At 34.3% G+C, this 24,156-nt stretch carries 25 protein-coding genes; 17 read left to right on the forward strand and 8 right to left on the reverse strand.

The genetic code is table 11. From position 1 onward, the window contains the following. Window positions 1-59 precede the first annotated feature (59 nt). Window positions 60-1,370 (reverse strand): anthranilate synthase component I family protein, encoded by a 1,311-nt coding sequence (locus PBT89_RS11210; RefSeq protein ID WP_270061986.1) that lies wholly within the window; start codon window positions 1,368-1,370, stop codon window positions 60-62. After that, complete coding sequence (locus PBT89_RS11215) at window positions 1,370-1,903, reverse strand: NADPH-dependent FMN reductase (protein WP_270061987.1); 534 nt, start codon at window positions 1,901-1,903, stop codon at window positions 1,370-1,372. The genes PBT89_RS11210 and PBT89_RS11215 overlap by 1 nt, the downstream gene beginning before the upstream one ends. 159 nt (window positions 1,904-2,062) lie before the next feature. Between PBT89_RS11215 and PBT89_RS11220 the strand changes: the two genes are divergently transcribed. Then, window positions 2,063-2,935, forward strand: a complete 873-nt coding sequence (locus PBT89_RS11220) for an aldose 1-epimerase family protein (protein WP_270061988.1) — start codon at window positions 2,063-2,065, stop codon at window positions 2,933-2,935. A 72-nt stretch (window positions 2,936-3,007) separates the two neighbouring features. Next, complete coding sequence (locus PBT89_RS11225) at window positions 3,008-4,351, forward strand: DEAD/DEAH box helicase (RefSeq protein WP_270061989.1); 1,344 nt, start codon at window positions 3,008-3,010, stop codon at window positions 4,349-4,351. A 251-nt stretch (window positions 4,352-4,602) separates the two neighbouring features. Here the strand turns inward: PBT89_RS11225 and PBT89_RS11230 are convergent, their stop codons facing one another. Further along, the gene (locus PBT89_RS11230; protein WP_270061990.1) at window positions 4,603-5,628 is read right to left on the reverse strand and encodes a sensor histidine kinase; all 1,026 of its coding nucleotides are present in this window, start codon (window positions 5,626-5,628) and stop codon (window positions 4,603-4,605) included. 242 nt (window positions 5,629-5,870) lie between these two features. On the opposite strand from PBT89_RS11230, the gene PBT89_RS11235 reads away from it, so the two are divergent. Together PBT89_RS11235 and PBT89_RS11240 are read left to right on the forward strand one after the other, a co-directional pair. Beyond that, window positions 5,871-6,269 carry a hypothetical protein gene (locus PBT89_RS11235; RefSeq protein WP_270061991.1) on the forward strand — a complete coding sequence of 133 codons (399 nt, stop codon included), beginning with the start codon at window positions 5,871-5,873 and terminating at the stop codon, window positions 6,267-6,269. Window positions 6,270-6,315: 46 nt separating this feature from the next. Further along, window positions 6,316-7,026 (forward strand): LytR/AlgR family response regulator transcription factor, encoded by a 711-nt coding sequence (locus PBT89_RS11240; RefSeq protein ID WP_270061992.1) that lies wholly within the window; start codon window positions 6,316-6,318, stop codon window positions 7,024-7,026. A 192-nt stretch (window positions 7,027-7,218) separates the two neighbouring features. On the opposite strand, the gene PBT89_RS11245 is transcribed toward PBT89_RS11240, so the two are convergent. From PBT89_RS11245 to lpdA, 5 genes are all read right to left on the reverse strand, one after another. Further along, window positions 7,219-7,713, reverse strand: coding sequence for a hypothetical protein (locus tag PBT89_RS11245; RefSeq protein WP_270061993.1), 495 nt, complete (start codon window positions 7,711-7,713; stop codon window positions 7,219-7,221). Window positions 7,714-7,746: 33 nt separating this feature from the next. After that, complete coding sequence (locus tag PBT89_RS11250) at window positions 7,747-8,007, reverse strand: hypothetical protein (RefSeq protein ID WP_270061994.1); 261 nt, start codon at window positions 8,005-8,007, stop codon at window positions 7,747-7,749. Beyond that, window positions 8,000-8,974, reverse strand: a complete 975-nt coding sequence (locus PBT89_RS11255) for a hypothetical protein (protein WP_270061995.1) — start codon at window positions 8,972-8,974, stop codon at window positions 8,000-8,002. Before PBT89_RS11255 ends, PBT89_RS11250 begins: the two co-directional genes overlap by 8 nt. 283 nt (window positions 8,975-9,257) lie before the next feature. Continuing rightward, a complete protein-coding gene (locus tag PBT89_RS11260; protein ID WP_270061996.1) occupies window positions 9,258-9,566 on the reverse strand; it encodes a hypothetical protein in 309 nt (102 codons plus the stop codon). Between the two features lie 196 nt (window positions 9,567-9,762). Then, a complete protein-coding gene (gene lpdA, locus PBT89_RS11265) occupies window positions 9,763-11,169 on the reverse strand; it encodes a dihydrolipoyl dehydrogenase (protein ID WP_270061997.1) in 1,407 nt (468 codons plus the stop codon). Window positions 11,170-11,486: 317 nt separating this feature from the next. On the opposite strand from lpdA, the gene nhaC reads away from it, so the two are divergent. The 13 genes from nhaC (at window position 11,487) to PBT89_RS11330 (ending at window position 23,918) form a co-directional block, all read left to right on the forward strand. Next, window positions 11,487-12,971: a Na+/H+ antiporter NhaC gene (gene nhaC, locus PBT89_RS11270; protein WP_270061998.1), complete on the forward strand. Its 1,485-nt coding sequence runs from the start codon at window positions 11,487-11,489 to the stop codon at window positions 12,969-12,971. Window positions 12,972-13,131: 160 nt separating this feature from the next. Then, window positions 13,132-13,770, forward strand: a complete 639-nt coding sequence (locus PBT89_RS11275; protein ID WP_270061999.1) for a peroxiredoxin — start codon at window positions 13,132-13,134, stop codon at window positions 13,768-13,770. A 107-nt stretch (window positions 13,771-13,877) separates the two neighbouring features. After that, window positions 13,878-14,192, forward strand: a complete 315-nt coding sequence (locus PBT89_RS11280) for a thioredoxin family protein (RefSeq protein ID WP_270062000.1) — start codon at window positions 13,878-13,880, stop codon at window positions 14,190-14,192. Further along, on the forward strand, window positions 14,173-14,424 hold the full coding sequence (locus tag PBT89_RS11285; RefSeq protein ID WP_270062001.1) for a DUF6952 family protein: 252 nt from the start codon (window positions 14,173-14,175) through the stop codon (window positions 14,422-14,424). Before PBT89_RS11280 ends, PBT89_RS11285 begins: the two co-directional genes overlap by 20 nt. A gap of 138 nt (window positions 14,425-14,562) precedes the next feature. Next, entirely contained in the window at window positions 14,563-15,063 is a 501-nt protein-coding gene (tpx, locus tag PBT89_RS11290) for a thiol peroxidase (protein WP_270060883.1), read from the forward strand. Window position 15,064: 1 nt separating this feature from the next. Beyond that, window positions 15,065-15,433, forward strand: coding sequence for a diacylglycerol kinase family protein (locus PBT89_RS11295; protein WP_270060882.1), 369 nt, complete (start codon window positions 15,065-15,067; stop codon window positions 15,431-15,433). A gap of 83 nt (window positions 15,434-15,516) precedes the next feature. Next, a complete protein-coding gene (locus tag PBT89_RS11300) occupies window positions 15,517-16,512 on the forward strand; it encodes an alpha/beta fold hydrolase (RefSeq protein WP_270062002.1) in 996 nt (331 codons plus the stop codon). 115 nt (window positions 16,513-16,627) lie between these two features. Beyond that, window positions 16,628-19,042 (forward strand): DNA translocase FtsK, encoded by a 2,415-nt coding sequence (locus PBT89_RS11305; protein ID WP_270062003.1) that lies wholly within the window; start codon window positions 16,628-16,630, stop codon window positions 19,040-19,042. Window positions 19,043-19,058: 16 nt separating this feature from the next. Next, complete coding sequence (locus tag PBT89_RS11310) at window positions 19,059-19,700, forward strand: LolA family protein (protein ID WP_270060879.1); 642 nt, start codon at window positions 19,059-19,061, stop codon at window positions 19,698-19,700. A gap of 10 nt (window positions 19,701-19,710) precedes the next feature. Continuing rightward, window positions 19,711-21,156 (forward strand): LptF/LptG family permease, encoded by a 1,446-nt coding sequence (locus PBT89_RS11315; RefSeq protein WP_270062004.1) that lies wholly within the window; start codon window positions 19,711-19,713, stop codon window positions 21,154-21,156. Between the two features lie 35 nt (window positions 21,157-21,191). Then, the gene (gene ribB / locus PBT89_RS11320) at window positions 21,192-22,340 is read left to right on the forward strand and encodes a 3,4-dihydroxy-2-butanone-4-phosphate synthase (RefSeq protein ID WP_270062005.1); all 1,149 of its coding nucleotides are present in this window, start codon (window positions 21,192-21,194) and stop codon (window positions 22,338-22,340) included. 517 nt (window positions 22,341-22,857) lie between these two features. Continuing rightward, entirely contained in the window at window positions 22,858-23,487 is a 630-nt protein-coding gene (locus tag PBT89_RS11325; RefSeq protein ID WP_270062006.1) for a SanA/YdcF family protein, read from the forward strand. Window positions 23,488-23,561: 74 nt separating this feature from the next. After that, on the forward strand, window positions 23,562-23,918 hold the full coding sequence (locus PBT89_RS11330; RefSeq protein WP_270060875.1) for a phage holin family protein: 357 nt from the start codon (window positions 23,562-23,564) through the stop codon (window positions 23,916-23,918). The last annotated feature ends 238 nt before the right edge of the window (window positions 23,919-24,156 follow it).

A 24,156-nucleotide genomic window follows, 5' to 3' on the forward strand; every position in this document is an offset into this window, starting at 1 on the left:
ATCAAAGATACGAAAATCGATAAGCCAAAATTTTAAAGTTTACTATTTTGGGTCTAATATTAGCTTTGAGATTCTAAAACCTGTCGCATGGCTTTAGCTTTAACCATACATTCATTATATTCTTTTTCTGGATTAGACTGCGCGGTTATAGCACCGCCTACCGAAAATGACGCATACTTTCGTTCAGCATTATAAAGAATACTTCGTATTACCACATTAAAATCGAAGTCGGCTTCAGGAGTAAAATAACCAATTGCGCCACTGTATAAACCACGTTTTGTTTCTTCTAGATCTTCGATAATTTTCATTGCTGAAATTTTAGGAGCTCCCGTCATACTACCCATAGGAAATGTAGTTTTTAAAACTTCAACAGCTGGAATCTCTTCTGAAATTTCTGCTGAAATTGTAGAAATAAGCTGATGTACCTGTTTGAATGAATACACTTTACAAAGTTCTTCTACCTTCACACTTCCTTTTGAAGCTGTTTTAGAAAGATCATTGCGCACTAAATCTGCAATCATGATATTTTCTGAACGCTCCTTATCATCTTCAGAAAGCTTTTGTGCAGTTGAAGCATCAATTCCTGGATCGCTATCTCTCGCTGCAGTTCCTTTAATAGGTTGCGAAATAACGTGATTTCCTTTTTTCTGAAGGTAACGTTCCGGTGAAGTGCACATTGCGTAGTAATCTTCTAACTTTAGAAAACTAGCAAAAGGCGGATTCGAAATCGCATTTAATTGATCAAAAACCTTAATAGGATTTAAATCTACATCTTCAACATAAAACTCCTGGCAAAAATTAGCTTCGTAAATATCGCCACGATGGATATGCTTCAGCATCGTTTCTACTTTCTCCAGATAAGCTTCTTTAGAAAGCCTAGATTGAATATTGGACGATTTTTGTTGATTTTCAGTACCTTTTTCAGCAATTACAATCTCGTTAATTTCAGTAAAATCTAGTTCGATTTCATCATCAACCATTCTTAAATACTGAACTTCAAGCTTATTTCCTTTCAGTAAAAATAACTTTTGAGGCTGAAAAAAGTACAGCTCCGGAAAATGAAGTCCGTCGCTATTCTTACTTTTCAAATATTCCGTATCATTCTTTAAATCGTAAGAAAGGTAACCAAAAATCCAATCGGCTGTGGTTTGCTGGTATTCTTTCAGTTTCTCAAAAGCATTTTGCGTATCGGTCTTTATTGCAGTAAAAGCTTCCACTGCCAAAACAGCATCGTACTGTCGATAGGTATCTGGATAAGCATTGCTGTCTAACCATACCACTTCTTCGCAACAGGATGCCCAGGACAGCAATTGCTGTTTAAATAAAAGAGGATCTGAAATATCAAATATCGCTTTTGTACGCACGCTCATTAAATTTGTTGCGCAAAAGTATTTAATTTTGAAGTAATTTCAGATTCTATTGCAGTATTGGTTATTTCTCCTTCTTTAAAGTTATCGTAAAAGTTTGGAAAACTTAGCGTTGCCACTACATCTCCTCCAAAAATCCCGAACGCCGTTTTAGCATAGGCCATTGCAGTTGCAGCACCGCTTCCACCAGGTGACGCGGCTACTAGAAGTATTTTTTTACCGCTCAAAAAACCACGGTTATGTCTAGATACCCAATCGATTAAGTTTTTAAAAACTGCTGAAAGACTTCCGTTATGCTCGTTAATTGCGATTATAAGGGCATCGTTCTTTTCGATCTCTGCAGCAAAATCTTGCGCTTTATTAGGAATACCTTTTTCGTTCTCTAGATCTTCTCCATAAAAAGGCAATTCGTAATCACGAATATCAATTTGATTGGTTTCAAAATCAGACGAAAGTCGATTTAATAAATTAGCCACCAATTGTGCATTTATGGATTTACTGCTATTAGATCCTGCGAATCCTAGTATACGTTTCATAATATTGTTTTTCTACTACAAATTTACTTTTAATATAGCACCTGGCTTATTGCTTTTAAAAGAAACATTCTATCCTAATTATAAGAAATATTTATAGTTTTATACTTCTTAATAACCAAATAGAGGTTTTATATTTATCTCCTAAACTAACCAAAGACAATGTATACTTTAAAAAACGATCAATTAATAGTTGGTATTCAGCATAATGGCGTAGAACTTTGCAGCATTAAAAACCTGGAAAACAATAAAGAATATATGTGGCAGGCAGATCCCGAAATCTGGGGAAGCCACGCTCCTAATCTTTTCCCGGTAATTGGTGTTTTGAAAGATGGGAAATATAAATTTCAAGGGAGTTTTTATGATATGCCCAAACATGGCTTTGTAAGAAACAATGACAATCTTGAAGTGAAAAATCAAACTGAAACTTCCATTACTTTTATTTTAAAAAGTTCTGAAGAGATTGTAAAAATATATCCTTTTAAATTCGAATTTGAGCTGACTTTTACACTGAACGGCAAAACTATTGAAGTTCACCACTTAGTAAAAAACCTAGATAATCAAAAAATCTACTTTCAGATAGGTGGACATCCTGCTTTTAACGCACCTCTTTTTAAAAATGAAGCTTACGAAGATTATTATCTAGAGTTCGACCAGGATTTAAATCTGGAATCTTACATTTTAGGAAAAAGCGGACTGGTAAGCGATCAAACCAAAACGATTACCGAAGACGATAATAAAATTCAGCTAACCAAAGATCTTTTTAATGAAGATGCTTTAATTTTTAAGAATATAGCTTCTAAAAAAGTAAGATTAAAAAGTAGTAATCACGGTGAAATTTTAAGCGTTTCTTATAGCGACTTTAAAAATCTGGGAGTTTGGGCAAAACCTGGCGCTCCTTATGTTTGTATCGAACCCTGGTTAGGAATTGCAGATATAGAAGGTACCGATCAAAACATCGAAACTAAGGAAGGAATTATAGCGCTTGATGCCGAAAAGGAGTTTAGTGCGACTTATAAAATTAGCATTGCATAATATTTATACTGCAAAAGGGGCTAAAACTTTGGGATTCATAACCTACCTTTGCAAAAAATTAAACCTCTCGTTGTGAGTTTTCAAGATCTTAATTTAAATACACCTTTACGTAATGCGCTGGAAGATTTAAACTTCCAAAAGCCTACGCCAATCCAAGAAAAGGCATTCGCACCTATTATGTCTGGAAAAGATGTGGTTGGTATCGCGCAAACCGGAACCGGAAAGACCTTTGCATATCTTTTGCCGATGCTAAGAATGCTAAAGTTTTCTACACAAAAGAATCCGCGTATCCTAATTATGGTACCAACGCGAGAACTGGTTGTGCAGGTTGTAGAAGAAATTGAAAAACTTACCGCTTACATTAATGTAAGAGTTGCTGGTATTTACGGTGGCGTAAATATCAATACACAACAACAGGAATTAATGCGTGGCCTGGATATAATAGTCGCCACACCTCGTAGACTTTACGATTTGGTTTTACGAAGAGCGGTTCAGTTAAAATCTATTCAGCGATTTGTGATAGACGAAGTTGATGTAATGCTGGATCTTGGATTCAAATTTCAGGTAAATAATATTGTAGAATTACTTCCTGCCAATCGCCAAAGTATTATGTTTTCGGCAACGATGACAGAAACTGTAGAGCAGATGATCAGCGAAAATTTTAAATCTCCTGAGAAAATTTCGATAGCCGTTAGTGGTACTCCGCTTGAAAATATCGATCAGCAAAAATATCTTATTCCAAATTTTAATACAAAAGCCAATCTTTTAAAACATTTACTTGCCGATAAAGAAACCTATAAGAAAATTTTGATTTTCATCTCTGATAAGCGAATTGCAGATCGACTTTTTGAAAGTTTGGGACAAAAATTTGCGGGAGAGGTAAGCTTGGTACATACCGGGAAAAGTCAGAATTACCGACTTAAAAACGTAAGTGATTTTAATGAAGGTTTAAGCCGAATAATGATTGCGACCGATGTTATGGCCCGTGGTCTCGATATCGAAGATGTTTCTCAGGTAATAAATTTCGACACACCAAATTATCCTGAAAACTATATGCACAGGATTGGTAGAACGGGAAGAGCTGAAAAAAAAGGACAAGCCATTTTATTTACTACGGAAAAAGAATTGGATTCTTTAAAAGCCATCGAAGATTTAATGAACATGGAAATTCCTAGCATGGAAATTCCTGCTGAAGTTAAAATTTCTAATGAATTAATTCCTGAAGAACGTCCACGAGAAATTGAGATTAACAATCCTAACAAACAAATTGATGAAGCTGGACCCGCATTTCACGAGAAAAAAGAGAAAAATAAAAAAGTAAACCTTGGGGGTTCGTACAGAAGAGAAATTGCTAAAAAATATAAAAAGCCTAAGACTCGTGGCGATAAAAATGCCAACAGAAGAAGAAAAAAATAGAAAAAGGAGCAAATTTGCTCCTTTTTATTTTTAGAGATGAAATTATTGTTTCTAACCTACTAACTTCTGTTTTTCTTCTTCGCAGCTTTTGCCGCTCTCTTTTCTTTTAGACTCAAAACCGGTTCTTTTTTTGCCGAATTTTTTGAGGGTGACTTTTCTTTTGCCATAATCTTTAAAATTAGGATTAACCTATTAAAGATAGTGATTCCTTCAATACAAAATTGAAAATTCTATAGGTCAAAATACTAAAATTAAAGTGGAATTTTAAGTAAGATAGAATATTCATTTTTGCTTGTAGAAATATTTAAATTATAAGCTTCCCCATAAATATACTGGAGCCTTTTTTGAATATTTTCGAGCCCAATTCCTGAATTTTTATCTAAATTTTCTTTTTGAGCCGGCACCGAATTCTTCAGAAAAAATAATAGCTGATCTTCGATAATTTCAAACTTCATTTTTATTTTCAGGATTCTTTCAGAAGATTTCCCATGTTTGAATGAATTTTCCAGAAATGGCAGAAAAAGCATTGGCGGAATCTCGATATTCGATGAAAATTCAGCAATATTTATTTCAGCAATTAATCGATCCCCAAACCGCAGTTTTTCTAACTCGATATAATCTTTTAAATGCTGAATTTCGCGCTCTAATGGTACCTTATTCTTCTTGGTTTCGTATAAAATATAATCCAGCAAATCAGCTAATTTTAAGATCATATCTGGCGCCGAATCCTTCTTAGTAAGCGCCAAACCGTAAATGGTATTTAAGGTATTAAAAAGAAAATGAGGATGAATTTGCATCTTCAAATACTGTAACTCCTGAATTTTAAGTTGTAATTCGCTTTCCAGAAGGGTATTTTTTAGCTCCTCGTTTTTATTTAAAGTTTTAAAATAAGATTTGGTAAGACTTAAGCCGCAACCTAAGACGATTACCAGGTAAACCGCAAAATAAATAAAGGTTAAACCTTTAGAAACCGGGTAACTTCCCTCCCATTGCAATCCAAACACCAGCAAATAGCCATAAAAGGCCGAAAAAATGATTAATGAGGCTGAAATTACTAAAGCGTAAAACGAGTAAAGTCCGAATAAAAAATACTTTCGTTTAGATAAGTATTTTGGGATTAAGGTGTAAGAAAATGTATAAGTTGTGCCAATTGTAACAGGCATTAAAGAAATAGAAAATCGCGCCGATAACCACAAATCTGAATCGTCTATTGCAAAAAAGAACATATAAAAGAAAAGCACCGCTACCCAAAATAAGCTGTGTAGCAATAGTTTCATAAATATCTTTATGGTCAATTTTAATAACATTAATTTACAAATATGGCAAGAATGATCTGGTAAGATCAACTTTTGTGACCAACTACAAAAAAGCTTGGCTTTTCTACAAGTTTAGCGATAATTTTACTTAAAAATATATCTTTAGTGTAGAAAAGCGGCAAAATCCTGTAATCTATCGCAAAGTTATTTTTTGAAGCTAAAAGGCTGGTAAGTTTGCTTCATCAATCTTTAAAAAAATTATTATGTACCTAGTATTACTGTATCAAAGTCGTGGATTTTTTGGCCAACTGGCCGATAGAATGAACGAGGGTGGGCCTTTCGCTATGTGGACCATCCTTATTTGCTTCTTAACTACTATAGGACTTATTACTTTTGCTGCCACAAAATTTTCGCAGGATCATCTTTTCAAAAAAACGCTCAGTTTAATTCATCATATCGGTTTATTTGCTTTGGTAAGTGGACTTCTTTTTCAGTTTATTGGTTTAATAGAAATGTTCGATGCTATCGAAAGCTGGGGAAATGTTTCTACCGAAATGCTGGCTGGTGGATTAAAAGTAACTTTACTTACTATTATTTTTGGCACTGTAACTTTTCTGGTTGGCAGGCTGGGAATCATTATTTTAACAGCCATAAAAAAGTGATGTATGCTGAAATTGATTAATTTTAAAAAGCATTAATTCTGAATAAATGGCTGCACCCATTAATTGTATTCTTGTAGACGACGAACCTGTTGCGTTGGATATTATGGAAAGTCATCTTTCTAAAATTGAAGATATCAATATTCTAGCACGTTGCAATAACGCTACTGAAGCTTTTAATGTAATTAGCAAAGAGAACATCCATTTGATTTTTTTAGATATTAATATGCCGGGAATTTCTGGAATTTCCTTTGCCAGATCGATCAATAAAGATTTACAGATCATTTTTACCACTGCTTATCGAGAATATGCGGTAGATAGTTTTGATTTGCACGCAGCAGATTATTTACTAAAACCTATTTCTTTTGAACGTTTGCTGGATGCAATTAATAACTACCGAAAAAATCATTCAGAAAAAGAAATCACGAAAATCGCTGAAAGAGAAGCCGAATTTATTTTTGTAAAAATAGATCGCCAAATGGTGAAAATCGATTTTGAAGAATTGCTTTATATCGAAAGCTATGCTGATTATTTAAAAATTCACCTGTTAACTGATACGAAAATTACCAGAGAAACTATTACAGTGATTGAAGAGAAGCTACCTAGTTCTAAATTTTTAAGAACGCATCGCTCTTTTATTGTTTCGATCCCAAAAATTGAATCTTATACTAATGAGCAGGTGGTGATACGACAAAAATCGATACCAATAAGCCGAAGTTTTAAAGAACAGGTTTTAGAAAAGTTGGCTGAATATCATTAAAAAAAGACTGTAAAAACATGCAAAATCTCATTCTAAAAAATCAATATTTCCCTATTGAATTTTACTCAGATTAATCAGGCTTTTAATTTACTTCCTAAACCAATTAAAAAGCCAAAACCTTATAATTTCTGAGTCAGTTTAGAATGAAAAAAGGCAGCCAGTTGGCTGCCTTTTAGTTTATAATTTCAGTAATTATAAATATGTTCTTAAATGCCTGTTTACTGGGATGCATTTTGGTCCAATAACCAGCCAAGCACCGTCAGCATTAGCGCATTGATCATATTCTGTAATAACTGTACAAGTATTACAGTTTCCAAATTTTACTGAACTATCAAATTCTATACTATTCCATTTACCAAACATGCTATTTGAATTATTGGAATTATTATCGTTTATGCTCTTAGGTGTAGTTGTTACAAAATTTAAATTTCCTCGCGCCCACCCAGATTGATTAGATTGTTTGCCAGCCCACTTAAATTGACCATAATTATTAGAATCTGAATGTTCTGGTTGTTCATTTGCTCCTGGTCCGGCAAATCTGATATTTGTATTGGGAGGTTCAGAGAAAGTAATTTCGCCTTCGTTATAAATAAGTGAATTAGGAACCATAAATATCTGCTTTAAATTCATCACACTATAATTCTGAATTTCAGCCGTAGATTCGAAAGCTATATTTCCATTTGGCACATTATAAACTCCTGTATTTATAATAGTTCCTCTTCAGTTAAACCAATTTTCCATTATCAGGATACCGCAATTAGAAAAAAAACTTTCTTCGGTATCACTATAATTAGACTTTAAAACCATTTGTCCTTCATTTTTCATATGAAGTGTTGGATCATTTGAATATAAACCATCGGCATGAAAAACACCGTAATTTTCAAATTTATTAGGACCTTCTATACCGTAAAGATGCCCTAACATTGTCAGCTCTGCACTCTTATAATTATAAAATTCAAGTTTACAACTCTCACTACTCATTTGCCCGCCGACATTTTAACTTCCCGATATTATATAAATAATTTAATTTACTACTTTCCCCCCAATTGAAATTACCATTGATCTTAATGTTTCCCGAATTATTTAAATTTAAAGTAGCTTCATTAGATAAAGCAATTTCTCCGGCTGAAGCAATAAGGCCCTGATTAATAAAATTTGAATCTCCTGAATCTAAATGCATATGGGATGTTAAATTTACCTCAGCATTTTTAGTATTCTTAAAATCAAAATTTTCAATTCCTGAATTTAGTGAAAACAAACTTAGATAAAAGGAACCATCATTATTAATTATAATATTTTGTGTGCGATCGAATGTTAGATTACCTGTTTCAATTTTATTTAAATTATCAATCAAAACTTCTTTTGAGTATATGTTAAAATTACTGGAATTTAAAACACCCTCATTATTTAATTTAAAATATTGAGAAGAACTATTAACGGTTAAATTACCTGCTCTAAAATTCCCATAATTATTAATCGTGACGGTTTCAATAGAATTCACAGTTACGGTCTTGTAATCAAAATTACCACCTTCTTCTTTGGTTAGATTAAAAAATTTTCCATTTATGTCTAAATCTCCCCAGCGCGGTTTCATCACACCACCGTTTGCGATTGTAATTTCAAAACTTGACGGAATATCACCCGCAAAAATAAAAGAGGCATTCTCACCTATATTTATTTTTACGTTTTCATTAGTATTTCCTTTGAGATCATTGTTAGTGAGTTTTGAGTTTGCAGAAAGACAAATCGAGGTATTATTCTGGAAAGTGATCCCATCCCATTCTATAGCAACATTTCCTTTTATACAATAATTCTTATTCGCTAGGAATGTATAAGAACTACGATTTATGTTTTCTAAAACAATTGTTGATAGATCATCACAATCGCATTGCCCCAAAGCGGAATATATTGAGAATAAGATCAGGACAAGACTGAATAATTTTTTCATAAAAATTGCTTCTGAAATTATTTTACAACCAGTACAACATTTAGGAAAGAACAGGCCGTAGCGCGAACTATTACATCATACCTCATAATACCTTCATCACTAATTTTATGGATATTCAAAACAGTTTAGTCATAAGCTGTTACATGATATTCTAAATCATCTTTTTCAAAATAAGGAATAGAGGATCCAGGATTAGAGGATACTAATGATTTAGAGAACTGTGATTTATATTCTTCATATAAATCTATAGATAGGTTATTAGCTTCACTTTGTGTATTTATATTTATACTTGGAAGGTAAAAAACCTTGACTCAGTTTCGGTCCGAATGCACATCCAATCTGGAGTTTCTGGCGTACCTACCTGCTGACTTAGACATTTGCGTGTAGTATCATAAACTAATAAGCCTTTAGCTGGATAAACAATTGCATCTCTTTGTGATGTCGTCATCCTTGGGATAAGAACTCCTCCAGAGGTACTTTCTACATCTAAAGCTGAAGTTTCATCTGGTCTTGATGTCCCTCCTACCTGAGAGAAACATAAGCTAGCATTAAGAAAAAAAAGAAAACTTTTATTAGAGCAAATTGATTTCATTTTAGGATAGTTTGCAAAATTTGCTGCAAACTAGTACAATACTTTAGTCCATGAAAAAAAACCGATAAGCTTCATAATAAAGTCGTTAAAACGAATTAGTACAGTAAAAAATTAAAACATTTATTTTCTTAAAAGCCCTGTTTAAAATGATCAAACAGGGCTTTGTAAATAATAAGATAAATTTTCACTATAAAGCTTACACGTGTAAAGCTCGATTATCTGTAGCGGCAAGTGCAGCTTCTTTTACAGCTTCAGCAAAAGTTGGATGCGCATGACTCATTCTTGCGATATCCTCGGCAGAAGCACGATATTCCATAGCGGTTACAGCTTCAGCAATAAGATCGGCTGTACGTGCACCTATCATATGTACGCCAAGAACCTCATCGGTTTTCTCGTCAGCCAGAATTTTCACCATTCCATCTAAATCTCCACTGGCTCTAGATCGACCAAGTGCGCGCATTGGGAATTTTCCTTCTTTATACTTTACGCCTTCTTCCTTCAGTTGTTCTTCAGTTTTACCTACAGATGCAACTTCTGGCCATGTATACACAACCCCCGGAATCAGGTTATAGTTAATATGTGGTTTTTGCCCAGCGATAGTTTCAGCTACAAAAGTTCCTTCTTCTTCGGCTTTGTGAGCTAACATCACTCCTTTTACGACATCACCAATAGCATAAATGTTATCAACGTTAGTTTTTAAATGATCGTCTACTTTTATACGACCTTTGTCGTCTACTTCTACTCCTGCAGCATCAGCATTTAACCCGTCGGTGAAAGGACGGCGACCTACAGAAACTAAACAGTAATCTCCCTTTAGTTCTACTTCTTTGTCTTTTTTATCATCTGCTTTAACGATAACCTCATCGCCATTACGCTCTACAGATTTTACTTTAGTACTGGTATAGAATTTAACCCCCTGTTTTTTAAGAACTTTAGCTAGCTCTTTAGAGAGCGCGCTATCCATAGTAGGAATAATTCTATCCATATATTCTACGACAGAGACATCTGCTCCAAGACGTTTGTACACCTGCCCTAACTCTAGACCAATGATACCGCCACCGATAACCACCAAATGCTTCGGAATTTCTTTTAACTTCAAAGCTTCGGTAGAAGTAATAATTCGTTCTTTATCAATATCAATAAAAGGTAAGTTTGCCGGCTTTGATCCAGTGGCTATTATGATATTTTTAGCTTCGATAGTTTCATTATCGCCTTCGGATTTTTCAATATTGATATGTGTTTTATCCTTAAAAGAACCAATTCCCTCAAAAACATCAATCTTGTTTTTATCCATCAAAAACTTTACTCCATCACAGGTCTGGCTAACAACAGAAGATTTTCGTTCCATCATTTTTTCAAGATTCATTTTCACTTCTCCTGAAATTTCTATTCCGTGATCTTCAAAATGTTTTATTGCATCATGATAATGGTGCGAAGAATCTAAAAGTGCTTTACTTGGGATACATCCTACATTTAAACATGTCCCACCAAGAGTAGAATATTTTTCTATGATAGCAGTTTTCATTCCCAGTTGAGCGCAGCGTATGGCTGCCACGTATCCACCGGGGCCAGAACCTATAACTGCAACATCATATGTACTCATAACAATAAGTTTTTATGTTGAATTTTTAACAATACTTACAAAAGTACGACTATTCTCTTAACCACCAATAGCCCGCAAACGCCTTTCTAAATTTTTAATAAAAGTAAAATTTCAAACGTTATTGTTAATAATTATTAGTGATTATCCAATTTTCACCAAATTATATTCGATTTAATTTAGCGGTGTGATGTAGAAACCTTGCATGTTTTTATCTAAAATCGTAACATTACAAACCAAAATTTAATTTAGACCTAACTTTTACTTTATCTAAAAAACATCTTTTTGATTTTTTAGAAAAATAAACTCTCTCAAACTGAATGGAAAACCAATCTACCCCGCCCGAAGAAAGCTTAGAAAAAAAAGAATTAAGTATAGGAGCTGCGCTGATTCCGGTATTTGCACTTATCCTTATGCTTGGTTTTAATGTTTTGGTGGTTTATGGAGATCTTGCTTTAGACGGTTCTAACCAATTTATTTTACTGCTTGGCGGCGCTGTGGCGGCGATCGTTGGATACTTTCATAAAGTGAAATTTGATACCATGATCGATGAGGTTGCTAAAAACATACAAAGTACAGCGGGGGCTATTCTTATACTTTTAATGGTAGGAGCCTTAGCCGGTACTTGGTTAATTAGCGGTATTATTCCTACAATGATTTATTATGGTCTACAAATTTTAAACCCAACGATTTTTCTCGCAGCAACAGTGGTTATATGTTCTTTAATTTCTGTTGCTACAGGTAGTAGCTGGACAACTTCAGCAACAGTTGGTATAGCTCTGGTAGGTATAGCAGATGCCCTAGGAATACCCTTAGGAATGACAGCCGGTGCAATTTTATCTGGAGCCTATTTCGGAGATAAAATGTCTCCTTTAAGTGACACCACAAATCTTGCTCCTGCTATGGCTGGTACAAATCTTTTTACACACATAAGATATATGGCCATCACTACAGTACCTACCATTGTAGTAACTATAATAATATTCATCATCATTGGCTTAAATTTAGATACCAATGGTACTACAGATACTTCGGTAATTTTGCATGCGATTAGTACTTCTTTTAATATTAGTCCTTGGTTGTTTATTGTACCTGTATTAGTAATTTTTCTAATCGTACGAAAGACTTCACCATTAATTGCATTACTAATAGGAACACTTTTAGGAGCTGCAGCTGCGATTATTTTTCAGCCAGATATTGTTCTTGAAATTAGCGGAAGTGAAGAGCTAAATTTTGTTAGTGCTTACCGCGGAATTATGGATGCCATTACCGTAGACACAGCCATAGAAACAGAATCTGAAGCCTTAAATGACCTTTTTGCTTCTAGTGGTATGGCGGGAATGCTTGGCACCATTTGGCTAATTATTTGTGCAATGGTTTTTGGAGGAATAATGGACGCCATAGGAGCTTTAGCTAGAATTAGTAAAGCCTTACTAAATCTTTTTGATAGCGTTTTTGGTCTTTTTGCAAGTACAGTGGTTAGTTGTCTTGCACTTAACATAACTGCCTCAGACCAATATTTAGCTATTGTTGTGCCAGGAAAAATGTTTGCAAAGGCATATAAGGACAAAGGTCTCGCTCCAGAAAATTTAAGTAGAACTTTGGAAGATTCTGGTACGGTAACTTCAGTGTTAATACCATGGAATACTTGTGGTGCCTACCATAGCGGTGTTTTAGGTGTGCCTGTTGTATCTTATATTGGTTATAGCTTCTTTAATTATCTGAGTCCGTTTATGACTCTGCTATTTGCTGCATTCAGAATAAAGATAAAAGAACTTTCTGCGAGTAACCCTCATAAGGCTTAAGCACATCAAAAATAGGATAACCTTATAGCATAATTCTACTACAATAATCAAATTCTATCACAGTATAAAAATTAAGAATTTCAAATTTATGGCTCCGCGCTAATCATAGCTTATATTTGCAATAGAATTTTGAATAAAGTAAATCCAAAAACAACAACATATGTCTATTGTAGGTAAAAAATTTCCAAACCTAAGCGTAAACGCTATGAACGATTTAGGTGACACATTTAAATTGAATGTATTAGAAGAAGCTCAAAAGAATAATAAAAAAGTATTATTGTTTTGGTATCCAAAGGATTTCACATTTGTTTGTCCTACTGAATTACATGCATTCCAATCTGCTTTAGAAGAGTTTGAAAAAAGAAATGTAATGGTAGTAGGAGCATCTTGTGATACTCCAGAGGTACATTTTGCATGGTTAAATACTCCAAAAGATGATGGTGGTATTGAAGGTGTAACTTATCCAATTATCGCAGATTCAAATCGTAATCTAAGTTCTCGTCTAGGTATTCTTGACATTACTGGTGAGTCTTATGATGAAGAAACTGGAGATATAACTCTAGAAGGAGATAATGTAACTTACAGAGCTACATACCTTATCGATGAAGAAGGAACTGTATTTCACGAAGGTGTAAACCACATGCCACTAGGACGTAACGTACAAGAATTCATTAGATTAATCGATGCTTATACTCACGTTCAGAAAAACGGAGAAGTTTGTCCTGCAAACTGGGAAGAAGGAAAAGACGCTATGAAAGCCGATAGAAAAGGTGTAGCTGATTACTTAAGCTTAAACTAATATTCCGGTGTCTCAGTTTCTTGAGATATTCTATAAAATTTAGAAAATATTTTCATCCCCGGAAGCGACTTCCGGGGTGTTAATCCTCACAAAAGAAAAAAATTGCTATGATGAAGACACTAGATCAAGATAATTTAAGTGAAATTATATCCAATAACGAAACTGTAGTAGTACAGTATATGGCTGGATGGTGCGGTAATTGCCGACTTATGAAGCCAAAATTTAAGAAGCTTTCAGGAGAAAATGAAAACGCTGAATTTATTTTGGTTGATGCTGAAAAATATCCAGAAAGCAGAAAATTGGCAAATGTAAATAACCTTCCAACTTTCGCTACATTCAAAAATGGAGAATTTGTAAACCAAGCTCAAACAAATAAGTTTGACGTTCTAAAAGACTTAGTAAATGAAGTTACCAGTAATTAAACACTTACAGCGTAATAATGAAGCTGAAAAACTTCAGGCGACTGTAGACGTTTTAGAAAACTTTACCGAACATAGATCTGTTTCAGAAGAAGAAATGGATGTGATTGGTGAATTAATAACTAATATTTGTGGTGCTATTGAAGTTCACAGATTAGTAGATGAAGAAGGAATGAAAGATACCGATGCTGCAAACGCATTCGTAAAAAAAGTTTTAGGGTCTATAGATCAATAAAACTTAACTCTAAAATATCCAAAATCGGGTTAACTGTTAATTCAGCTAACCCGATTTTTGTTTTATGATAATTTTAGTATCACTCCATTGCAAATAGTCTAAATTTATCTGGACTAATTTTTATTCAAACCTACTACTATGTCTGAAATATCGTTTAAAGGCGAAAGAGTGATCACATACGGAGATCTGCCGGCGATTGGTGAAAAAGCACCTTATTTTGATCTTATAAAAACCGACCTATCAAACGCTAAACTTGAAGATTTTAAGGGAAAAAGAGTGATCTTAAATATCTTTCCAAGTATCGATACCGGAGTTTGTGCGACTTCTGTAAAAAATTTTAATGAAAGAGCTACAGAGTTAGAAAATACGGTAGTTCTATGTATATCTAGAGATCTACCATTTGCACAAAAAAGATTTGTAAACGATGCAGATTTGAAAAATGTTATTAACTTGTCTGACTTTAAAGAACGAAATTTTGGGAAAGATTATGGGGTAGAAATGATTACCGGCCCATTAGAAGGTCTTCTTTCTCGAGTTGTGATCGTTCTGGATGAAAATTTAAATGTAATCCATACTCAGCAAGTACCAGATATTGCACAAGAACCAAATTACCTTGCTGCGTTAAAAACGCTTTTATAAGATGAAAAATAGTTTCCTAGGGAAACGAATAAAAGGTGGTGGCTATGCCCTTAAAGGTGCATGGCTACTTTTAAAAAACGAACCCAGCATACAGGTACAATTTGCCATTTCTATCCTTGTAACTGTAGCCGGGTTTTATTTTGATATTAGTAGGACAGAATGGATGTTTCAATGTATCGCCGTGGGAATGGTAATGAGTGCGGAAGGTCTAAATACTGCTATTGAAGCCATTGCCGATTTTATACATCCCGATTTTCATCATAAAATAGGACATATTAAAGATGTTGCGGCAGGAGCTGTATGTATTGCTGCTTTTATCGCAATCATTATTGGTTGTATTATTTACATTCCCTATTTTTCTGCACTATAACTTCTAAGTTAAATTTATTTTAAAATAGTTTTTTTAAACTTCAGCAGGCTGATATCTTCTTACATTTCAGCTAAAAGACTTTTATGAAAAAACTATCTTCAGTATTTATTTTCCTTTTTTTAGTATTAACAACCTTACAGGCACAAAAAATTGAAGAGTATGGTTTAATGCTCGAAGATTATGAATATCCTTACCCGGTTTCATTTTATCATTTTAATGCGCAACAGCATGAATATAAAATGGCATATATGTACATTCAGCCAAAAAATAACAATGGAAAAACAGTTACTCTTCTTCATGGTAAAAACTTCAACGGAGCGTATTGGGAAACAACCATTAATGCGTTAACAAAAGAAGGTTTCAATGTCCTGGTACCCGATCAAATAGGTTTTGGTAAATCTAGTAAGCCAGAATATTTCCAGTACACATTTCAGCAATTGGCCAAAAATACCAGAGGATTAATCGATTCTTTAGGCATTAAAGAAACAACTATTCTTGGACATTCTATGGGCGGGATGTTAGCAACTCGTTTCACACTTATGTATCCTGAAGTAACCAAAAACCTGGTGTTAGTTAATCCAATTGGGTTGGAAGATTGGAAACTAAAAGTCCCTTACCAAAGCGTAGACGACTGGTACAAAAATGAAATCGGCAAAACCTACGAAGACATTAAAAGTTACCAGAAAGAAAGTTATTATGCCGGTGAATGGAACGAAGATTATGCAAAATGGGCTAAACTTCTAGCAGGTTGGACACTCAACGAAAATTACGATCGCATTGCATGGAATGCTGCATTAACCTACGACATGGTTTTTACGCAACCTGTAGTTTATGAATTTAGCGAAATTAGTGTGCCTACGCTATTAATTATCGGAACAAGAGATCGCACCGCCCTGGGAAAAAATCTGGTTTCTAAAGAAGTTAAGGCAGGAATGGGCTTATACGATCAACTGGGCAAAACCACCCAAAAGAAAATACCGAATGCCAAACTGGTAGAAATCCCAAATACCGGACATTTACCACATATAGAAGTTTTCGAGAAATTTATAAATCCGCTACTTGATTACCTTAAAAAATAAAGCGGAAAATTGTACGTTTTTACATAAAGTTAGCCTCTTTTAAAATTGAATTTTATTTTCTTTATTTTAGAAGAGGCTAATTTGTATTTTTGCCAAAATTTCCGAAAAACCGCACATGGCCAAAAAGAAAACCAGAACTAAGAAAACTACTAAAAACAAGAGAAAATTCTCGTTAGCGCTTAACAGACACCAAAAGGTGGTATTGGGCAGTTTTCTTATGCTATTTGGAATAGCCTTAACGGTTGCTTTTATTTCCTTTTTGTTTAATTGGAAGGCAGATCAAAGCACACTTCAGGAATTTGGCGATCGCAGTATCGAAGCTAAAAACTGGCTCAGTAAATTTGGTGCTTTAATTAGCGATTTCTTTATTTATCAGGGATTTGGTATAGCTTCATTTTCTATAGCTGCGCTGGTAACACTTTCAGGCATATATCTCTTTTTTGGAATGCCCGGTAAAAAGCTCGCGTCTTACTGGTTTTGGGGTATTTTAGTGATGATCTGGTTATCCATCACATTAGGTTTCTTCACTAATCATGCTATTCTGGGAGGTACCGTTGGTTTCGAAATGAATGATTTTCTTCAAGACTATTTAGGATTTTTTGGAACCGTACTTCTACTTTTCTTTCTTTTTATCGCTTACGTGGCGTTGCGACTTAAGCTAACTCCAGAGATGATTGGCTCTTTCTTAAAAACAAAAAAAGATAATATTAATGCTGAATTTAAAGCGGCGAAAGAGGCTTCTGCTAGTAAAATGACGGCCAATGAAACCGATGAGGAGCAAGAATGGAAAGAACAAACAGCAATTACCGAAGAAGAAAAGCAAAAAGAAGAATCGGCGCCAGAAATAAGCTTTGAAAAAAACCTTTCTGAAGTAAATAAAAATAACGAAACCGCACATACTGATAAACCTTCAACCAAAGAAAAGCAAGAAGAACCCGAAGAACTTGCCATGGAGGTAGAAACTGCCCCTGAAGAGGAGGAGGTTGATGAAGACAAACTGAGTAAAAAATTAGTCAGTGATTTTGGCGAATTTGATCCAACATTAGAATTGGGGAATTACAAATTCCCAACATTAGAACTATTACAGGATTATGGTGGCGGTATTACAATAAATCAAAAAGAACTTGAGGAAAATAAGAACAAGATTGTAGATACCCTCAAGAATTATAAAATTGAAATTGCACAAATTAAAGCCACTGTTGGCCCAACGGTAACACTATATGAAATAGTTCCAGAAGCCGGAATTAGAATTTCCAAGATCAAAAATCTGGAAGATGATATTGCACTTTCGCTAGCAGCACTAGGAATTCGGATCATTGCCCCCATTCCTGGAAAAGGGACAATTGGTATCGAAGTTCCGAATAAAAACTCTACCATTGTTTCCATGCGATCGGTAATAGCATCGCCTAAATTCCAAAATGCTGAAATGGAACTTCCAATGGCACTAGGAAAAACGATTAGCAACGAAACTTTTGTGGTCGATCTTGCCAAAATGCCACACATGCTAATGGCAGGTGCCACAGGGCAAGGTAAATCTGTTGGGTTAAATGCCATTCTTACTTCCCTACTCTATTCTAAACATCCTGCGGAAGTTAAATTTGTACTGGTAGATCCTAAGAAGGTAGAATTAACGCTTTTCAATAAAATTGAACGTCATTATTTAGCAAAATTGCCAGATACCGATGATGCTATTATCACAGATAATGCAAAAGTAATTAATACGCTTAATTCACTTTGTATTGAAATGGACGATCGTTACGAACTTCTTAAGGATGCGATGGTACGTAACATCAAAGAATACAACGTAAAATTTAAGAATCGCAAACTAAACCCGGAAAACGGTCATAAATTCTTACCGTATATTATTCTAGTTGTAGATGAATTTGCCGATTTAATTATGACTGCCGGTAAAGAGGTTGAAGCTCCTATCGCACGTTTAGCCCAGCTTGCTCGTGCCATTGGTATACATTTGATTATTGCCACGCAACGTCCTTCGGTTAATGTGATCACTGGGATTATTAAAGCTAACTTCCCCGCTCGTATTGCCTTTAGAGTAACTTCTAAAATTGACTCTAGAACTATTCTTGATGGCCCAGGAGCCGATCAATTAATTGGTCGCGGAGATATGTTATTTACTCAGGGAAGTTCAATGAAACGATTACAATGTGCGTTTGTGGATACGCCTGAAGTTGATAAAATAACCGAGTTTATTGGATCACAAAAAGCTTATCCAGATGCCCACCAACTGCCAGCCTACGAAGGCGAGGAAAGTGGCACAGGACTTGATATAGATGTAAGCGAGCGCGATAAGCTATTTAGAGAAGCCGCTGAAGTAATCGTAACCGCACAACAAGGTTCGGCTTCATTACTACAGCGAAAATTAAAACTTGGGTATAACAGGGCTGGTAGAATTATAGATCAATTAGAAGCTGCCGGAATTGTTGGCCAATTTGAGGGAAGTAAAGCCCGACAAGTTTTAGTGCCAGACCTTTTAGCTTTAGACCAATTACTTAATGAAGAACCTAAATAAAGATTTAATAGAACTAATGAAAAAAATAGCATTTCTTATAATTGCATGTTTAAGCCTTGGAATACAGGCACAAAATTCTCAAAAAGCAGAACAACTTTTAAATGAGGTTTCAAAAAAAGTGAGCGATTACAATAACATGGTGATCGACTTTAAATATGCTCTGGAAAATACTTCAGAAAATATTCACCAGGAGACACGCGGTGATGCGAGTATTCAGGGTGATAAGTATGTATTAAACTTTATGGGAACTACACAACTTTTTGATGGAAAAAAGGTCTACACTATTATTCCCGAAGATGAAGAAATAAATATTTCAAATTACGTTCCTGAAGATGAAAATAACATTACGCCTTCTAAAATGTTTACCTTTTATCAAGATGGTTATAATTTCGCTTGGGATATTACTCAGAATGTCAACGGCAGGACAATTCAGTATGTAAAATTAACACCTAAAGATAGCGAAGCTGAAGTGAAAAATATTTTGTTAGGAATAGATAAAGAGACTAAAAATATTTACAATCTTATCCAGACTCAGCCTAACGGAACCAAAATAACAATTACCGTAAAGAGTTTTAAAACCAACCAATCTCTAGCCAAAAACTTATTTACTTTTGACGAGAGCCGATACAGTAATTATTATATTAATCGCTTAGATTAATCCTACACTTTTGAAAATATTAGACAGGTACATACTCGTAAGTTATTTACAAACATTCTTTACCGTCTTTGTTATATTGATGTTCATTTTTGTACTTCAGGCTATCTGGCTGTACATAGGTGAGCTAGCTGGTAAAGATTTAGATGTTGCTATAATCCTGAAGTTTTTATTGTTTACAACACCTAAGTTAGTTCCTATGGTGTTGCCGCTTACCATATTGCTTACTTCGATTATGGTATTTGGTAATTTTGCTGAAAATTATGAGTTTGCCGCCATGAAATCTTCCGGGATTTCTTTGCAAAGAGCAATGCGCAGTCTTACGCTATTCATTCTTTTAGTAAGTGTCACAGGATTTGTATTTGCCAATAATGTTATTCCTGCGGCTGAATTCAAAATACTTAATTTACGTAAGAATATTGCTAAGATGAAACCTGCTATGGCAATATCTGCAGGTGTTTTTAATGATGTTGGTAATATTAATATAAAAGTAGATAAAAAGACAGGTGATAACGATCAATACTTGCATAATGTTATTATCCATATGGGTACTGAACGTGGTGGTGATTATACGGTCATAAAATCTAAAGAAGGGGAATTAGTAAGTAGTGAAAAATCTAATGTTTTGTCTTTAATACTTACCGATGGGAATTATTATAGAGAAGTAGAACCTAGTGATTATTCTAAAAGAGATCACAAACCTTTCGCTAAAAGCCATTTTAGTGAGTATACAATGAACATCGATCTTTCTTCCTTAAATCAGGTAGATATGGAAGACGAAAGTTATACCTCCCAAAGTATGCTTAGAATTGGGGAACTTACAAAAAGTATCGATAGTTTCTCTACTGCTTTAAATGAGCGTAAGGAAGCATTTGCAGCCTCCATGTACGGGAGAACAGGAGTTGAAACATTGGATAGAAATTTTAAACCTGTAGATTCGGTTACGCCTAAGGAAATTAAGAATTCCATTTTAGACGAATATGATACACAGCAATCTCTAAGAATGATTGATGATGCTATTAGAACTACAAATGCTGCAGTTTCTCATCTATCGATTAAAAAACAAGAATTTAAACAAAGTGTTAGACGTCTAAATAAATATGAAATCGCTTTACATGAAAAATATGTACTAGCAGTTGCGTGCATCGTTTTATTTTTTGTGGGAGCTCCGTTAGGCGCTATTATTAGGAAAGGAGGAATGGGTTTACCTATGGTGATTGCCATAATCATTTTTCTTACCTATCACTTTATAGGTATTTTTGCCAAAAACAGTGCAGAAGATGGTAGTGTAAGCCCCTTTATAGCCACATGGCTAAGTACATTAATTATGTTGCCATTGGGAATCTATTTCACCTATCGAGCAACTACCGATCAAGGGCTGTTTTCATTTGATTCTATTACCAGACCAATTTCGAAGTTCCTGAAAAAGATGGCACTGATAAAGCATAAAGATAAATAGATTAAATACCTTTGTTAACCTAAAAAAATTGCAAGATGTCAGTAAATAATGAAGGTCATAAGTCTTTCAAATTAAATACTATAAAAGAGGCCATTGAGGATATAAAAGCTGGAAAAATTATAATCGTTGTAGATGACGAAGATCGTGAAAATGAAGGTGATTTTATAGCTGCAGCAGAGAAAGTTACTCCAGAGATGATTAACTTTATGGCCACTCACGGGCGCGGATTAATTTGTGCTCCAATTACCGAAGATCGTTCTAAGGAACTTGGATTAAATTTAATGGTGAATGAAAATACTGTACTTCATAACACACAATTTACCGTTTCTATAGATTTGATAGGGCATGGTTGTACCACAGGAATTTCTGTACATGATCGTGCTAAAACCATTAAAGCATTAACTGAAAGTGATACTAAGCCGGAAGATTTAGGACGACCAGGACATATTTTCCCTTTACGTTCTAAAAATGGCGGAGTTTTAAGAAGAACAGGACATACAGAAGCCTCTATAGATTTAGCTAGACTTGCAGGACTTCAGTCAGCAGGTATTTTAGTTGAAATTCTAAATGATGATGGTACTATGGCAAGACTTCCTCAATTAATGGAAGTAGCTAAAAAATTTGATCTGAAAATTATTTCTATTGAAGATCTTGTTGCTTATCGTATGCAGCATGATTCCTTAATTATAAAAGAAGAGGATTTTCAAATCCAAACCAGATTTGGCGAATTTAGACTTCGCGCTTTCAAACAAACTACCAATAATCAAGTTCACATTGCTTTGACCAAAGGATCGTGGACTAAGGATGAGGAAATTCTTGTTCGCATGAATTCTACATTGGTAAATAATGATATTCTAGGCACTTTAACTAACGACGCCGATAAGAAGTTAGACAACATGTTTAGAGCTTTAGAAAAAGAAGGTAAAGGAGCTATTGTTTTTATAAATCCTGCTACAAAACCACTAAGTTTACTTAATAGACTAGCTGAGTTGAAAGAAAGCCAAAAAGAAGGCGAGATGAAAGCTCCAAGCACTTCTATGGATCATAAAGATTTTGGTATAGGAGCGCAAATTTTACATGATTTGGGAATACATAAGATAAAACTTCTTTCTAATTCCAAACAAACGAAACGTGTAGGTATGATTGGTTATGGTTTAGAAATAGTAGATTACGTAAATTACTAAAACATATCATTTCTTACTCGATAATCGAGATTACAAGCTCCAAAGATTGATTAGGAAGATAAAACATTTTTCTACCACATAGCTTTTGGGCTTTTTGCAGCTATAATTTTCTCAAATTTTAATCGGTTTTATAAATTACAAGGATTTATGATGATATCTTCTTCTGTCAGTATTACTTTTTCGTGACAAGGAAGATATCATTTTCATTTGTAAATAACACTTACAATTTATTAAGTTCATGTAACTTTATAATTCTTGAAGTTTCCCTAGTTAAAAATCTTAAGTTGCAAACCCGTAGAACATTCCCAACTGAATTGGCAATTTTTCCAGCAATACATTATTCCATTTTTTCTTTATAACTTTTTCTAAGGTCAATATTTATAATCTTTAAAATATGGCTTAATTTCTTCTATTTCGAACAATGCATATTGCAATTGTTACGTTAATAAATAGAAATAGGTTATTCATCTAATAATATTAGTTATATTCGATTTTTATATAAAAAAGGGAAGAATGCATGCGGCTTATTAAGAAATCTATTCTATATACGGTAATTATTATCGTTCTAGGTATTTTGATAACTCTGGGTTTAGAAGCTTATATAAAACAAGATACTTCTAGTCGCATTTATACTGAAATGAGGAACGTCCCTAATACTAAAACTGCTATTGTATTAGGTGCTAGCGTTTATTCTAGTGGTAAACTCTCACCCATTCTTAAAGACAGAGTAGATAGTACAATCGATCTTTTTAACAACCAAAAAGTAAACCAAATATTAATAAGTGGAGATCACGGCAGCGATGACTATAACGAGGTAGATGCTATCGCAAACTACTTAATTAATCATGGTATCCCTCAAAATAGTCTAATTTTGGATCATGCAGGTTTTAATACTTACGATAGTATGTATAGGGCTTCTAAAGTATTTCAAATAGAAGATGCCATCGTCGTAACTCAGGATTTTCACTTGCCGCGAGCCATGTTTATAGCAAAACATCTTGGCTTGGATTATTATGGATACCAGGCAAAAGAGCGCGCTTTTAGAATAGAAACAAAAATTATGAAACGCGAAAAACTGGCAAATTTTAAGGCCTTATTTGAAGTTGTTTTTAAAACAACCCCTAGCCTTTCCAAAAAGAAAGTTTAGTTAAGCTTTTTTTAAATAGCAGATTTCTATGTTTTTGGTTTTGTATTTTTCAGAAAACAACCAAAAAAATTTTTATGTTATCAGCAATACTTCATATCTTATTAGATGCCGTAATCTTAATGATTGCTGCAAAATTCCTAAATAAAGTTCATCTAAAAGGTTTCAAAACTGCACTTTTAGTGGCGTTATTAATTGGCGTCTTAAGCTTTTTCTTAAGCTGGTTATTAACGGCAGTTCTTAATATTGCAACTTTAGGAATCTTTTATTTTCTTGGACTTGGCTTTATAACCAGAATCGTCGCTTACGCTATCATTATTGAAATTGCAGATCAAGTAAGCAGTGATTTTAAAACAGAGGGTTTTTTACCTTCACTTTGGTTGGCTGTGATATTGGCTTTATTTGGAAGTATTTTGGATGCTATGATTTTCTGACATTCTTTGTTTCGATACTTAATTTTTAAATTTTCATCCTAACATCGTGAACCCTCCTACTGGCTAAACTATTAGAATTTTGGCTACAAATGGGTTATTGAGTGAGCCATCGCACCTATATCTTTTTAGCACAAACTAAAGGTATTGCAAGCAAGCATTATAAAAAGAAAAAGCCGGATGCTATAAAAAAAAGCATCCGACTTTAACACAAACTAACTAGAATAAACTTTTTATATGC

Origin of the sequence: Zunongwangia sp. HRR-M8 (assembly GCF_027594405.1) — a bacterium.
Classification (GTDB): domain Bacteria; phylum Bacteroidota; class Bacteroidia; order Flavobacteriales; family Flavobacteriaceae; genus Zunongwangia.